We start from the raw sequence: 14,472 nt of genomic DNA, 5'->3' as shown, positions 1-14,472 counted from the left end.
CGAACGGCAAACTCGTAGTGTTTTTCAGCCGCGACATTTTAGCGGCTGAAAATAAACCTTCCGATGACATTAAAGCAGAGGGTCGATATGATAACTGCTCCTATCGGATACAAAATCATGAACGGATGAAGAATTAACGCGCCTCTTGCATCTAAAATCATACGTCCCCAATCCACGACGTTATCGCCAAGTCCCAATCCGATAAAAGAAAATCCCGTAATTGCTAAAATCATATCCGCACAGGAAAGACATAAGAAGCGAATCATTTCGGCGAGCAGATTAGGAAAAATATGAATCAGCATAATTCTTGCCTTTGAAGCGCCGGATGCTATTGCACACATAATGTATGCTTTTCCTATTTCCATATCAGTGCGGGTACGTACCAGTTTTATATACCGCAAAATATAGGATATCGTTAAAGCAATAAGCGTTGTTTTTGCTCCGCTCCCCCAAGCGCCGACGAACACAATTAAATATGCAATAGGCGGAATTGCAGTAACGGCATTAATGAATCCGTCTATAAGCGCATTTTCTTTAATGACACCTCTGCTTGTAACCATTCCTATGGCGGTTCCAAGCAGAAAAACGATTAACGAGCCGCCTAATACAAGGCTTAATGTTGTCCATCCTCCATAGAGCAGCCGTGAAAAAATACAACGGCCTAATGAATCCGTACCGAACGGATATACCCTGCTTGGAGAAGCAAATCTATTGAGCAAATGTGCTTCCATCGGATTATTGGGTGCACATAAAAATCCTAAAAAGAAAAATATGATAATCAATAGAGGAATAAAAAACATACTTTTTTGAGCGAAATGCCGTGCGTTCATTTTAGTACATTACCGCCTTTTTAGACCCGATTGTCCATTGCGCAAAATCGGCTGCGATATTACAAAGCGCTATTGCTAATGCTAAGAAAAAAACTTCAGCGTGAATCATAGGCGTGTCATGATCAAGTACATGATTTACTATCAGATACCCGAATCCCGGAATTGAGAAAATGGATTCAATAATAGTTGCATTTGCAAGCGCTAATCCGATACTTTGCAAAAAATTAGGAATTAAACCGATTACCGCTCTCGGCAAAAAGTGAAAAAATAAAAGGCGGATTTCCGAAAGTCCGCGGCATCGGGCATAAAACGCATAATCTTCAGAGCTTTCGTTGTTCAGAGCGTCCATCAAAAGCGGCGTATAAAATGAAGCGCCGAATATTCCAATACAGAGCGCCGGAGAAATATAACTTATTAATGTTATATTTCCTGCGACGGAAATCAATGATTTTTGAACGGCAAAATAATCCAAATAAACAGTCGCTACATAAAAAGAAGGAATAGAAACGCCTAAAATACAGAACAGCCTTACCATTTTTTTTGCCGCTTTATGCGGACATAAAAACGCAGCGCAACTAAGTCCGATGATAAAAATAATTTGAAAAAAAGAGGCGAGGAGAACAATGGACAATGTTTTAGGAAAAGCTGTTGCAATATCAGCCCATACATCGTGTCCGTTTGCAAGAGAAGTGCCTAAGTTAAAATGAAGTAAATTCCATACCCAATAAAGATATTGAATTATCAGCGGTTTATCGAACCCCAACCGAACACGTATTCTCTCTATCTGCTCCATCGTCGGATTTCCCACCATCCGTTTTGCATAAGCAGTTGCAGGATCAACAGATGATAACCGCATCAGCAAAAAAGACAGCAAGGTTACAAACAGCAAGGTGAAGAGTAATTCAATTAATTTCTGCAGAATATATTTTCTTACATCCTGATTCATGCACCTTCCTTTAGTTATAAAATGTTAGCTATTGTTAATAAAGCCTCAAAAAAAATACCGCATATTACGCGGCTTTTTTTAAGACTTGAGCTATAGAAACAGATTGTATTTGAATTGATGAACTCTCGCTACTCTAAAAAGACAAACTACCCTCTATTTGGACAATGATTTTAGAATATACGGTGCTCCTTCCCTCTTTTGAGCACAATCTTTTTTATGTCAAGCGGTATAAAAAAATGTGTTTTAAGCCTACTTTCAAAATACCGCATAATTTGCACTTTCCGGAAGGTATAGGTTTTATAATGAGCCATAATCCCAAGGTATGAATTTACGCTTGCAAGGCATTGCCGTTTTTCTTCGGCACTCGGTAGATGAGATTCTGCTACTGCAGCGTATTTTTTTAGACTCTGTACAAAGTTATTTTTTATCCGGCGGTCGCTCACCGTATAAAAGGGTTTGATAAACGTGCCTAAAAATTGTACACCGTTGCCTGCTTTTTGTAAGTATATTTTTTTAGGATGCAGGGTAAGATGTAATTCTTCTTTTAAAAATTTTTTTGACAAGCGGATAATTGCTTTAAGTTCATAGATGTTACGGCTTACAAAAACACAGTCGTCAACATAGCGTACATATCGTTTAAACTGAAGCGTGTGTTTTATATAGTGATCAAATACCGAAAGATAAAAATTCGCAAAGACTTGACTGGTTAAATTGCCAATCGGCAGCGCGCAGCCTTGCTGTGCCGTAAACATACTCTTATTACGCGGAAGCGGTTCCCATTCTGCTTTTTTGCTTTTAAATATGCAGTGTTGCGTTGGGTTATTAAAGATAATTGCCTTGGCAAGATACTTTTCAAAATCAGCCGAATTGCCGGAATCGGTTTTATACTGACTGTCGATAAACGATTCAAGTTTTTGCCATAAAATATTCCGATCAATACTCATAAAAAAACCTTTAATATCGAGTTTAAGGATATATGTTTCTTTATGCCCATTATTACTTTCACTTTTTATGTTATGCTCTACCTTACGGATAGCGGCATGTGTTCCTTTTCCTACCCTGCATGCATAGCTGTCGCGGATAAAATATTTTTCAAAAGCGGTATTAAGACGAGAGATTAAAATGTGATGCACAATTCTGTCGCGAAACGGGGCGGCAAAAATTTCACGCCGTACGGGTTTTGTAACGATAAAACAATTCGATTTTCCCGGCTGCCATTTTCTATTTTTTAAGTCTTCATATAATCGAATCAGATTTTCTTCGTAATTTAATTCAAAATTTCTACTTCAAAGTCATCCAAAAATTGTTCCAAATCAACAACCCCGACGCAAGCGTCGGGGTATTAAACCCTCGCACGAATAAATGCTCAACGTATCAGAACGCCCAAGGACGGGTGTGGTTCCTCCAAGCAGAAGCAAGTTTGCTCCTGCAAACTTGTAGCCCAAAAATGATCATTTTTGGGCGTGTCTCCGCTTTATTTCGGCTAGGCGCCTAGCATCTACTCCACCTCTTTGCAAAAGGCATTTCAGAAGCGGCATTCTCAAACGTTTTCGACTTCATCTCTGCTGAGACCGGTCATCTTCTGAATAAAGGAAATCTCACAATTTTCCTCTTTCATCAACCTTGCCGTTTCAAGCGCTTTTTGGCGGGAACCTCGTGCCTCGCCTTCATCAAAGGCGTCCATAAGAGCTGCCGGTAAAATATGATATTCTTTCCGTGCTAATTCGTTACGTTTTACGGTCTGTATCATCTGCTCTATCCTCCCTGTATATTCAGTTGTTACCTTACCGGTTTTTACATATTGTAAAAAGCCTTGTAAATCTTTATTACCTGCTGTATTAAACGCATTTGCATTCAATATAATCTTTTTTGCATCTTTTACAAATATGCGGGCATCTGCTGTGTCGTACGCCGAAAATAAATGCTCACCGTATACCCGATACGCCTCCGCTTTATTTTCGGCTATCTCCTTGCATCTGCTCCACCTATTTGCAAAAGGTGTTTCAGTACCGCCACGGATGGCGGTGGTTCTACGCAGCAGCGATGTTTTGCCGAATGGCAAAACTCGTGTTTTCCGATAGACACGGACGTCTATCGGAAAACACATTTCAACATTGTAAGATGTACCGGCATCATCTTTTACCAGTACATCCAGCCTGATCGTTTTTGCTCCCGAATTAGTGGTAACAGTATTCTGGGACGATAGATATGTGATTTTCTCGATTTTAATGGTAAAGAGCATTTCAAGAAATTCTTTACAGATGGACTCATACTCCATAACTTTACAGAACATGAAATCATCGGAAATAGTTAGGTCTTCAAATGGTTTTTGTGTCATTTACACCTCCGCGTACCTCTCTTATACAGCACGGACGTAAAAATGGCTAAGAAAATGAAGAAAAAATCAACGCATCTGACGCAGAGCATCGGGTACAGCTCTCAATGTTTCGCACTGTATGTGCAATCCGGCACGAATGCCATCGTTAAGAAATGTACGTCCGTAGGCGTTCGGCGTTCTGAAACAGAGATTAACAAGGAAAGCATAGCTACTCAGCTTTTCATTCAGAACCAAGCTTGGGAACCAAGGCGGGTTCTTAGTGATTACAAGCCAGCGTAGCAATCCACCTAAGTCGCCCGCTGAGGGGCGTCCATCGATGCCGCGTAGAACCAGAGGCAGCCGTGCCGCTACTGAAACAAAGTTGCACAAAAAGCCTGACTGCTCAGTCCTTTTTAAGAACGAAACATGAGTTCCAAAACGGGTTCTTAGGGCAGAGCCCTAAGTCGCCGTTTTTCTTTAGATGGGGTCATAGGGGAAGACTTTTCTTTTTATCGAAAAAAAAGAAAAGTCTTCCCCTAACCGGTTAAAAGCCTGCCAGACAACAAACACGCTTAAGATCGTACTTGTTGCTGAAGTCCACATTGCCATCGCTGAAATAGACTCGCCACGTGCGATAATTGAGGGAAGCAAACTGCGACGACGACCAATAAAAATTCGTCCCAAGAGATTCGTCTGCATACGCACTGCCGCCCGATGCATCATGTATTGTCTTCAAGCTTGCGTTAATCTTATCCTTGTTTTTATACACTTCGCACAGCTCTGCAAGGCTCGGCATATACCAGTTAAATGTTTTATGGTTAAGCTGTGCAACATACTGCGTGTTATACTGATTTACCCAGTTAAACGCCGGATAATTCGTTGCTGCATCCGCTGATCCTGCAGGATCTACTGCCTTGATATATTCCCAGTTATCACTGCCGTCTGAGTCTCCGGTAAACGTTGCCGTTTGGGCAGCTCCGCTTCCCTTCTGACTAGGTGTACAAATAATCCCTTCAAACATCGTCTTGTAGCCGGTGCTGCCATCCTTTGCCCATACAAGGTCGCTGCCGCTTGTATGCAGCGCAATCATACGCGGTACTCCATAGCTATTAGAACCGCAGATAATCGCAACCGGCGGATTGCTTGAGTCTATCGTATAGCCACCTTTATCAACGAGTGTTTTATCTGCAAGTACAATTTTGCCGACATCATAGCCGGTATAGTCCTTTACACTGATCGTTCCTGTGTTGCTTGCCGTGCCGCACATTACCGTAACGGGATACTCTCCAGCACTATACGGACAGGTTACCTCCGCTGTTGCCGTTGTATCATTTACAACTGTAAAGTTTGTTATGCTAGCATCGCTTCCGCTAAAGCTTGCCCCCAGCGCGGTAAAGTTTTTTCCTTTAATCGTTACCGGCAGCTTGTTTCCGCCGTAAGTCTTTCCGGCCTTAGGTATGCTTACGCTTGTAATTTCAGGCGCACCGTACAGCTGCAGCTGTGCAGTCTCCGTTTGTTTATTTCCCTTAAAGAACACCGCCACCGTGTATACGCCGTTTACAGCAGGCAAGTTGGCAATCTCTGCGGTAAACTCAGTTTCATTTCCTACATTTTCTGCAACAGTTACGGTACTTCCTACTGCCTCATCTCCATTTGAATCGAGCAACTTTATCTTTGTTTCACCGCGGATATCAAAGTTGGTTCCCGTTACCGCTACACTGACCTTCGTTGCACTACCGAGTTTGAGTTTATCAGGCGTAAGCACTATATTACTAACCTTTGCAGGGTTTGAAACGATAAAAGAAGCCGTAGCGGCGGCAGGAGTGGTGCTGTTGGCGATTGCCTTTACGGTGTACCTTGTGCCTTCATCGGTAGGATAAGACGGTACCGGTGCCTGTACTGTTGCGGTTGCCGTATTGTGTGATGCATCAATTGTTGCCGTTACCGGCGGATAATTTGTACTACCGTCCGTCACTTGTACCAAAAGGCTTGTAAGCTTATCAAAATTGCTGCCGCTTACCGTTACTGTAATATTTCGGTCGGTTTGAACTGTATCAAAGTGCGTGCGGCCGTTAAGCTCTACCTTTGTTATTTCAGCTGTTGCCGTTGCCTGTACGGTTGTTTCTACAGGGGTAGCAGTATTGCCGACATCATCTTTTGCTGTTACCGCGATGGTGTATGTACTGCCATCCGCTGTAATATTGGGAATTTCATAGCTGATATTACTGGTTTCAAGCAGCACATTCGTTGCCGCTCCGCCTTCTTTTTTCCAGCTCAAGGTCAGGCCTGCAAAATCGCTGTCTGTAGGATTCGTCCACGTTACGATAATCTTTTGGTTCCCTGAATCGTATACTGCAGAAAGGCTTTTAACCTTTGCAGGCGGTGTGGTGTCCTTAGCCGGCTGTGGAGTTGTAACATTTTGATTACAGCCGATCATCATCACTGCTGTAAGCATCAGCATTCCTGCTAAGGAGCTCAGCAGCTTGGTTGTTCTATATATAGTTCTTTTCATGTATAAATTCTCCCGTATAATAATTCATAATCCATAATTTATTTAGGGGGGGCTAACTACTATCGAACCAGACTGCCTGCCGTGAATTACGGTACAGGGCGGTAAATAATGGGTAATTATGTGGTGTGAAATTTCTTGCTGAATATTTTGAATCTTGAACGTACTTTGTAGTTTCTGTTCTTAATGCAACCGCTAAGTATGCAGAGAACGCAAAAGGGTTTATATCTGCGGTTTGTTTTTGCGTGTAAAGTGAGAAAAGATTGTCGTATTTATGGAAATTAGATAAAAAGCTATCTAAATAAAGTTCACGCTGTGAGCTGTGAGCTGTGAGCTGTGAGCTGTGAGCTGTGAGCTGTGAGCTGTGAGCTGTGAGCTGTGAGCTGTGAGCTGTGAGCTGTGAGCTGTGAGCTGTGAGCTGTGAGTATTATGCCGCCAGTTACGCGCATGTCAAGCCCCTTTTGCAAAAGGCTTACGGAAGGGGGAGACGGTTGGTACTGCGGTAATTTGATTACACGACTGTACATGTTTATAATTATAGGGCTAAAAATGGAATAATGCAAGGGGAAGTCTTCAGGGATAAAATAATGAGTACCAGCAGTGCTGATGAGGTATCTTCTAACAATCTATACTTGAGTTTTTTTGCAGATGCTCTTTTCTAAATTCGGAGGGTAATTTCCCGAACTCTTTTTTAAAGACTTCGGAAAATTTACTTGGATTATCATATCCTATTTTTGCAGCAATTTCTGTTATACTGTCTGATGAATCTTTAAGTAACACCGTTGCTGCGTGCATACGGTATGATTTCATATAGGAGTATATAGGTGAGCCGTATACGCCCTTAAAGCAAACTTTCATTGATGTAAGAGGAATATTGAATGTATCTGAAAGTTCCTGCAACGTATAATGACGACAAAGATTTGCTGTCATATAGGCGTGAATTTCCTTTATTGTGCGTACTTGATGACCTGCAAAATATCTTCGTTCTTTTTTATAATCCTCAAGAGAAACCTGATTTAAAAACATAAGCAATTCCAAAATTTTAATCTTTAGATAATAGGCAATCATTCGAGGTTTAACTTGATACAGTTCGGAAAAAATATGTTCAATTTCGGTATGGCATCTTAAAACGACACAAGCATTATCTTTACAAAATTTGTCTGCAATCTGATATACATCTATGTTTAAGCCGCCTATGACATTTTCAATTTTTTTCATCGTTTGATTGGTTCTCTGCAAATCTATCGTTATTGAAATTCCGTGATAATGAGAGAGCGGAAAATACGTTGCAGTAGTTTTGTTCGTTAACCTGTTGATTGCAATATCACCTGCTCCGATATATTGATAATCCTTATTGGTAAACTCACATTCAAATCGGCCTTCGCGGCAATGATTGATTTCTAACACATCAGGATGGGGTAATTTATTCTGATTTTGTCCATCGCTCATGTGAAAATCATTATAGAATAATTCAATACCCGGAAGAATTTCGTACTGTGTAATGACACCTTCGCCGGTGCTGTTTTTCATTTTGTAGATGCTGCAGCCGTCTTCTCCGGCAATTTTTTGAACCTCCGGATCAAAAAAGTCCGTATATTGTTTTTCGTCCATCTTCATACTACTTCAAAGCGGAAACTCTTTTATTAATTAATGCTATAAAGGCTTTTTTCATATCATATAAATATTGCCTTCTGTGAAGCTGTTTGATATGCGATACACACCCTTTAGCGTATAATGTCAAAGAAAGAGCATAAAAACAAGCCCATTCAGGTATATGATCGATTTTAAAATAAGCAGCAAATACACCTTAAATAAATTATTTTTTTGTATTGACAAAAGGGCGCAGTATAAACAGCCCCCTCTACTTCTGCGCAAACTCAATCTTGTTCCGTACCCTGTTCAGCTTGCTGAAATAAACACCGAGCGTAAAGTACAACAGCAGGAACAAAAGCTGCATACCGATAGTGTGCCAATCGGGACGCAGCATCCGTTCGGTAAAACTATTTGCACGCACATAATAATATGTCGGGAAAACGCGGGCGAGCGTAGTAATGCTTTTCGGCAGCAGTTCCTGTTCCAAAAAAATCCCCGAAATAAAAGCAAGCGACAGGGGAAGCACCGTACCGACAATACCCATTACCGCACCTTTTTTTAGCGCAGCGTTCAACATAAAAACCGCACTTAAAACCACCGCTGCGTAGACGGCAGCGTTCAGCGTATAGCTTGCAAGCGGCAAGGTACGGATAGTGTGCCGGTACATCAATGCGGCAAAGGCAATTAACACCGCAAGAAAGAGGGCGACGACGGTCAGCTGCGCAGCAAAATTTTCAAAAGCAAACCGCATATTCGACACCGGTGAAACGGCCGTGCGGATTCTCAGCCGCTCGTTATTTAATTCAAACAGCGCCCAGCCGATGGAATTGATAATCAGCGAGAATATCGCCCATCCCAAAAAATTGAAAAAATATTTAAGCCCTGCGGCAGTCGAGGTATCTTCTTCTCGGTTCACCTTGATAACCTCGGTTCGTACTGCAAGCGCGTTTCGTACCTTTTCAAAGTCGAAAGACCCCGTGGCCTCCTTTGTTGAAAGTGCAAAGCGTAAAAAGGTTTGTATCTGCGAATCGATATAGAACGCTGCCGCCCGTCTGCCGTCTTTAATGCTGATGATTCCTTTTTGTCCTAATTCTGTTTTCTGTTCAAACCCTTCGGAGATAATTAGTCCCGCATCGATCAAACCGACGGAAATATTTTTTCTGAGCTTTTTCAAAAGGACTTCATCACTTAAACCGGAATCGCCCAAAAGCGTAACCGTGTGTTTTGTTTGCAAATAGGCAGTCAGCTGCTCCGAAAGCGGTGAATGATCTTGATCTGCAATGCAAACGGTAAGCCGTGTTTCGGAAAAACCGTGCGCGTTTCTGCTTTCCGGCTGCAGCATTAGAAAACACAGCGATAAAAAGATAGCAAGAAAGATGACGGTGCCGATTTTCCGCTGCCACACCATCTGCAAAAAATGCTTATAGACTGTCATACTGTACCTCCCGCGCATTAAAGAATGCAATGCTTAAAAACAGCGCGATAAATACTGAGTACACAATAAAAAATAACGGCGCTAAATCGTATTCGTGCAGGATATTGATGTTGTATAACGTATCCGTAAAAAGCGCGATGGGGTTTATTTTACTCAGAATCGGAACCGAAGCATCCAGTGCGGTTTTTACACTGACGCTCATCATGCCCGATAAAAAAGAAAGAAAAAGCGAACTGAACACACCTATCATCACTTTTGTGTTTTCCGACAGTTTGGGAATTGAGCCGATACAGAGGCCGAAGGCGGTTCCGAACAGATTTGCATAGATCAACAGCGGAATCGTTACCGCACAATCCGTGATGAGGTTAATCTTTAACACAAGCATCACATAGCCGATGTATAAAAGATTCGATGCAAGGTTAAAGCAGACAAAGAAAAGAACGCCAGCAAGATATATCCTGAACCGCTTGATAGGCGCTGCGGACATTCTTACCGCTAATTTTGAAATATTCGCCTGTATGCGTTCAGGGATGGAAATTGAGCCAAACATACTGTAAATGGAGACCATCGCCAAAAGCGAGTAGAATAAAATCATCATCGAATTGTTTTGTTCATCCTTACTGTCGATGAACCGTTTCCGGTAAACGGAAGGCGTTATCGGGATACCGAGCGCATCGGTTTGCTTTATCTGCTCTACTATGTTTTTAATGATTGTCTGCGCGATACCGTTTTTGTATATTCTAATCGATAAATCGTCTGCGATAAATACTTGAATACTGCCTTCGCGCAGGGCGGCATCGGCAGCTTCTTGTTCCATCGGAATAACATGCACTATCGGAATAAAATTAAAGATGACTCGATGAGGATTTGTTTCGGTAATGCCGGTGTTTACGGTGGCGCTTATACCCCGCGTGTTGATTGCGGAGAAGATTACAAAAAACAGCGACGATAATAGGATTGGATATGCGACCGTCCAAAACATTCCTTCTACCGTGAAGATCATCGAAATTGCCGTGTACTTTAATTCACGTAAAAACTTCATCAGTCCCGCAGCTCCTTTCCCGTAAGCTCTAAGAAAATGTCGCTGAGACTGGGACGTTCGGAATACAATTTGCGATATGCGAGCTGCCGTTTATTGATAAAGAGAATCAGTTCGTTTAGGTTGTTGATGGAATTTTCAAAAGTGATCAGCCATTCCGAGCCGTTTTGTACAACGCCGGTTACGTGCGGAATGGTGTTCAATGCTTCCATGATGCTGTCAGCGGTATCGTGCAGACCGACAAACTCAACGACGACTTTTTCGCTGGTGCGGATACGGTCTTTCAACTCATCAAAAGTACCGTTTGCAATATCCCGCCCGTTATCCATAATCACCATCCGGTCGCAGAGCTGTTCCGCTTCTTCAAGGTAATGCGTGGTGTACACAATGGTGCTGCCGTTTTGAGCAAGCTTTCTGATACCGGAAAGAATAAAGTTTCTGCTCTGCACATCGACGGCAACAGTCGGTTCGTCCAAAAAAATGAGTTCCGGCTTATGCGCAATGCCGCAGGCAATATTGAGCCTCCGTAATAATCCGCCGGATAGCTTTTTCGCTTTATACGATTCGTAGTTGTTAAGACCGACAAAGTCGATTGCTTCCTTTACCAGTTTTTTTCGTTCGGCTCCGTTATCGATGTACAGTCCGCAAAAGTAGTCGATGTTTTGTTTAACGGTAAAATCGTAATAGACGGATACTTCCTGCGGCACAAGACCGATTTTCCGTTTTATTCGTGCGGAGGGTTTAATACCCCGACGCTTTGCGTCGTAACAAAGGGTATTAAAGCCGACTGCAACCACCTTATGAGAACAACATACCCCGACGCTTGCGTCGGGGTTGTTGATTGCAAAAGCGTCGGGACGCATCGGCTCATCAAAAATCCTGATCTCGCCTTTATCGTACTTTAACAGCGAAAGGATGCAGTTGATTGCCGTTGTCTTACCGCAGCCGTTCGGCCCCAACAGCCCAAGCACTTCTCCTTTTGCAACGTCCAAATTAAAATGATCCAATGCGATTTTTTCTTTATACCGCTTAACCAGATTTTTTACCGACAATACCGGTGTGCTCATACATTCTCCTCGCCGATTCGGCTGTCCCATCAACCATTTTCCTTTCCATCAATTCAGATATGCGTATTGTACACTTTTGTCCAATCTAAAAAAAGGTGTGCAATATCATATTGGCGTATGACATTTGTTATTGGTAATGATTAGCAATCCCGACGCAGAGCGCAGACGAGGAACAAAGCTGAATTTTTATCAATCGGAAATGATACATTTTACGCAATCATCCGTTTCAAAAATAGAAAAACGCAAGGATATCAAAATTTCAACTTTGATAGCTTATCTTGACAGTCTTGGAATGGGAATATCGACAGGGTATCTTCTAAAAATCTAACCGAGTTTTTAGAAGATGTCCTATGCTATTGTTGACATATTCGTCAATGATAAGTATGAATAAATATTTAAAAATACTCGTTAAAAAAAGGAAATATAATATGTATACTATCGAAAAAAAATATGCAGTGTTTATGCTCATTACTTGTTTAACATTATTCAGAATACCGTTATCCGTCTTTGCTTATATGGAAATAACAGCGGGAACTATCCGTGGCATTTATTATCTCTGCTTATTCTTGGGTATTGCCGTAAGCGATTTTTTGGATGGGAAATGTGCCCGTGCATTTCATGTTCAAAGCAGCTTTGGTGCAATAGCAGATGTCATCTGTGACTTTTTCTATATTATGACTTCAACCTACGCACTGTACCGCTTGGGCTGTTTACCTGTTTGGATGCTAATTCTTATTACCGTAAAACTCTTTGAATTTATCTTGACCTCCCTACTGATAAAACGCGGGCAGTACCGATCTCATGTTTTTATGTTTGACCGTATCGGCCGGTATACGGCAATAGGATTTTATGTTTTACCTACGGTAATTGTGCTCTGCAAGATATATTTGATGCCGCTCTTTTTTATCATCCGATACGGTTTTTATATCACTCTCTTACTTTTCTCTTTGCTCTCGACTTATCAAAGATTTATACTAATCGTAAAAATATATCGAATTCATCCGGCAAAATAAGGCGATTGCAAATAAATCACGATGCGGTGTATAGTAATTTTTCCCTCCCCTACGAATTAAGATAAAAAATGATGGTCGGATTTTCTCAATTACAAAGGACATTCTGCATTTGTGTCACTTGTGAATGACAATTTGTTTGCATTTAGCTCTGACAGGGGGTATAATAGAATCATACTATCGGGACGCTCTCAAATCTTTCGATTTTTAAAGCGAACCCGCTGTAATTAAAGGAGGCTCTATGATGAAAAAAAATGTACTAAAACGGTATCTGGATTCCAATTTGTTAAGGCGAATCCTTGGAGCGCTGATACTCGGCGCAATTACCGGTATTGTACTCGGTTTCTTCCCCAATGCGGTGCAGCCATACGTAGCATATACGAAGTTTTTCGGCGATGTGTTTATTCGATTACTGAAAATGATAGTTGTACCGGTCGTATTCTTTTCAATTATCTGCGGTTCAGCCAGTATTGAACCGGCAAAGTTGGGACGGATCGGTGTAAAAATCATTCTCTATTATTTGCTGACCAGTGCTCTTGCCGTATTTGTCGGGCTTGTGTTTGCAAACTTACTGCGCCCCGGTTTCGGTTTTTCGGTTATCGGTTCGGCAGCTGCAAAGGCGAAGATCAGCGAAGCGCCTGCAATGAATCAAATTCTTTTAAAAATGATCCCGACCAATCCGATGGAGGCGTTGGCTCAAGGGGATATGCTACCTATCATATTATTTGCAATGCTGTTCGGTTTTGCCGTTTCTTTTGTACGCAGCTCCAAAGACGAATTGCTTCGTAAAAGCGGTGATACTGTGTTTTATGGCTGCAACGGAGCGGCAGAGGCAATGTATAAAATCGTTGGTGGAATTATGCAATATGCACCGATCGGCGTATTTGTTTTAATTTCGATCGTATTTGCCCAACAAGGACCGCAGGCAATAGGGCCTCTTTTAATGGTAACACTCTGCGCCTATCTTGGTTTTGTGGTACAAACGGTGGCAGTGTATGGCACCATCCTTGCTATATCAAAAATTTCTCCAATCGATTTTTTCAAAAAAATTCGTGAGATTATGATTACCGCTTTCGTTACCCGTTCATCGTCAGGGACATTGCCGGTTACCATGCGTGTAGCAGAAGAAAATTTGGCAGTTCCGCGCAGTATTTCTTCGTTTACACTGCCGCTCGGTGCGACAATTAATATGAACGGTACCGCCATCTACCTCGGTGTTTGTGCGATGTTTATCGGTTATGCAATCGGTTCTCCGCTGAGTATTTCACAGCAGGTTACCGTTGTGCTTACGGCAACGTTGGCAGCGGTCGGCACTGCGGGCGTTCCGGGATCGGGTGCTATTATGCTTCTGATGGTACTTGATTCTTGCGGCTTAAAACTTACTGAAGGTTCGGCTGTAGCGGCTGCTTATGCTATGATTCTCGGAATTGATGCGCTGCTTGATATGGGAAGAACCTGTATCAATGTAACGGGCGATGTTGTGGGTACACTCATCGTTTCACGGCAGGAAGAAAAATACCAGACGTCAAATCAAGCGGATGCCTAATTCATCCGATTGATCTCTGTGAGGCTATCCAAAAACGGAAAGCCGACTGCAACCACCTCGTCAACGATGTACCTCCTTGTACATCGTTGACTGCGAGTTTTTGTTCAGTACCGCCACGGATGGTGGGCGTGTTAAGTAGAAACGATGTTTTACAAAAAACTTCTTTTTGTAAAACTTGCA

The 14,472-nt window shown here is 42.1% G+C and carries 11 protein-coding genes; 2 read left to right on the top strand and 9 right to left on the bottom strand.

What is annotated here, in order from left to right:
- Nucleotides 1–38: 38 nt before the first annotated feature.
- From DWB79_RS10765 to DWB79_RS10725, 9 genes are all read right to left on the bottom strand, one after another.
- Nucleotides 39–830 carry an ABC transporter permease gene (locus DWB79_RS10765; protein WP_016524072.1) on the bottom strand — a complete coding sequence of 264 codons (792 nt, stop codon included), beginning with the start codon at nt 828–830 and terminating at the stop codon, nt 39–41.
- Nucleotide 831: 1 nt separating this feature from the next.
- The gene (locus DWB79_RS10760; RefSeq protein WP_016524071.1) at nt 832–1,776 is read right to left on the bottom strand and encodes an ABC transporter permease; all 945 of its coding nucleotides are present in this window, start codon (nt 1,774–1,776) and stop codon (nt 832–834) included.
- 170 nt (nt 1,777–1,946) lie between these two features.
- Nucleotides 1,947–2,909: a reverse transcriptase domain-containing protein gene (locus DWB79_RS10755; protein WP_016524070.1), complete on the bottom strand. Its 963-nt coding sequence runs from the start codon at nt 2,907–2,909 to the stop codon at nt 1,947–1,949.
- 407 nt (nt 2,910–3,316) lie between these two features.
- Nucleotides 3,317–4,114 carry a hypothetical protein gene (locus DWB79_RS10750; protein WP_016524069.1) on the bottom strand — a complete coding sequence of 266 codons (798 nt, stop codon included), beginning with the start codon at nt 4,112–4,114 and terminating at the stop codon, nt 3,317–3,319.
- 523 nt (nt 4,115–4,637) lie between these two features.
- On the bottom strand, nt 4,638–6,605 hold the full coding sequence (locus tag DWB79_RS10745) for a DUF1566 domain-containing protein (RefSeq protein WP_016524068.1): 1,968 nt from the start codon (nt 6,603–6,605) through the stop codon (nt 4,638–4,640).
- 615 nt (nt 6,606–7,220) lie between these two features.
- Entirely contained in the window at nt 7,221–8,051 is an 831-nt protein-coding gene (locus DWB79_RS12210; RefSeq protein WP_276588725.1) for a helix-turn-helix domain-containing protein, read from the bottom strand.
- A 412-nt stretch (nt 8,052–8,463) separates the two neighbouring features.
- Entirely contained in the window at nt 8,464–9,630 is a 1,167-nt protein-coding gene (locus tag DWB79_RS10735) for an ABC transporter permease (protein ID WP_016524066.1), read from the bottom strand.
- A complete protein-coding gene (locus DWB79_RS10730; RefSeq protein WP_016524065.1) occupies nt 9,617–10,672 on the bottom strand; it encodes an ABC transporter permease in 1,056 nt (351 codons plus the stop codon). The genes DWB79_RS10735 and DWB79_RS10730 overlap by 14 nt, the downstream gene beginning before the upstream one ends.
- Nucleotides 10,672–11,736: an ABC transporter ATP-binding protein gene (locus DWB79_RS10725; RefSeq protein WP_016524064.1), complete on the bottom strand. Its 1,065-nt coding sequence runs from the start codon at nt 11,734–11,736 to the stop codon at nt 10,672–10,674. The genes DWB79_RS10730 and DWB79_RS10725 overlap by 1 nt, the downstream gene beginning before the upstream one ends.
- A 428-nt stretch (nt 11,737–12,164) precedes the next feature.
- Between DWB79_RS10725 and DWB79_RS10720 the strand changes: the two genes are divergently transcribed.
- Nucleotides 12,165–12,749, top strand: coding sequence for a CDP-alcohol phosphatidyltransferase family protein (locus tag DWB79_RS10720; RefSeq protein WP_016524063.1), 585 nt, complete (start codon nt 12,165–12,167; stop codon nt 12,747–12,749).
- A 238-nt stretch (nt 12,750–12,987) separates the two neighbouring features.
- The gene (locus DWB79_RS10715) at nt 12,988–14,292 is read left to right on the top strand and encodes a dicarboxylate/amino acid:cation symporter (protein ID WP_206181005.1); all 1,305 of its coding nucleotides are present in this window, start codon (nt 12,988–12,990) and stop codon (nt 14,290–14,292) included.
- The last annotated feature ends 180 nt before the right edge of the window (nt 14,293–14,472 follow it).

The organism is Treponema medium (genome assembly GCF_017161265.1).
In the GTDB taxonomy this organism is placed as follows: Bacteria; Spirochaetota; Spirochaetia; order Treponematales; family Treponemataceae; genus Treponema; species Treponema medium.
Note: the sequence above shows the minus strand (reverse complement) of the source record. Positions and strands in the feature narration are given on the sequence as shown.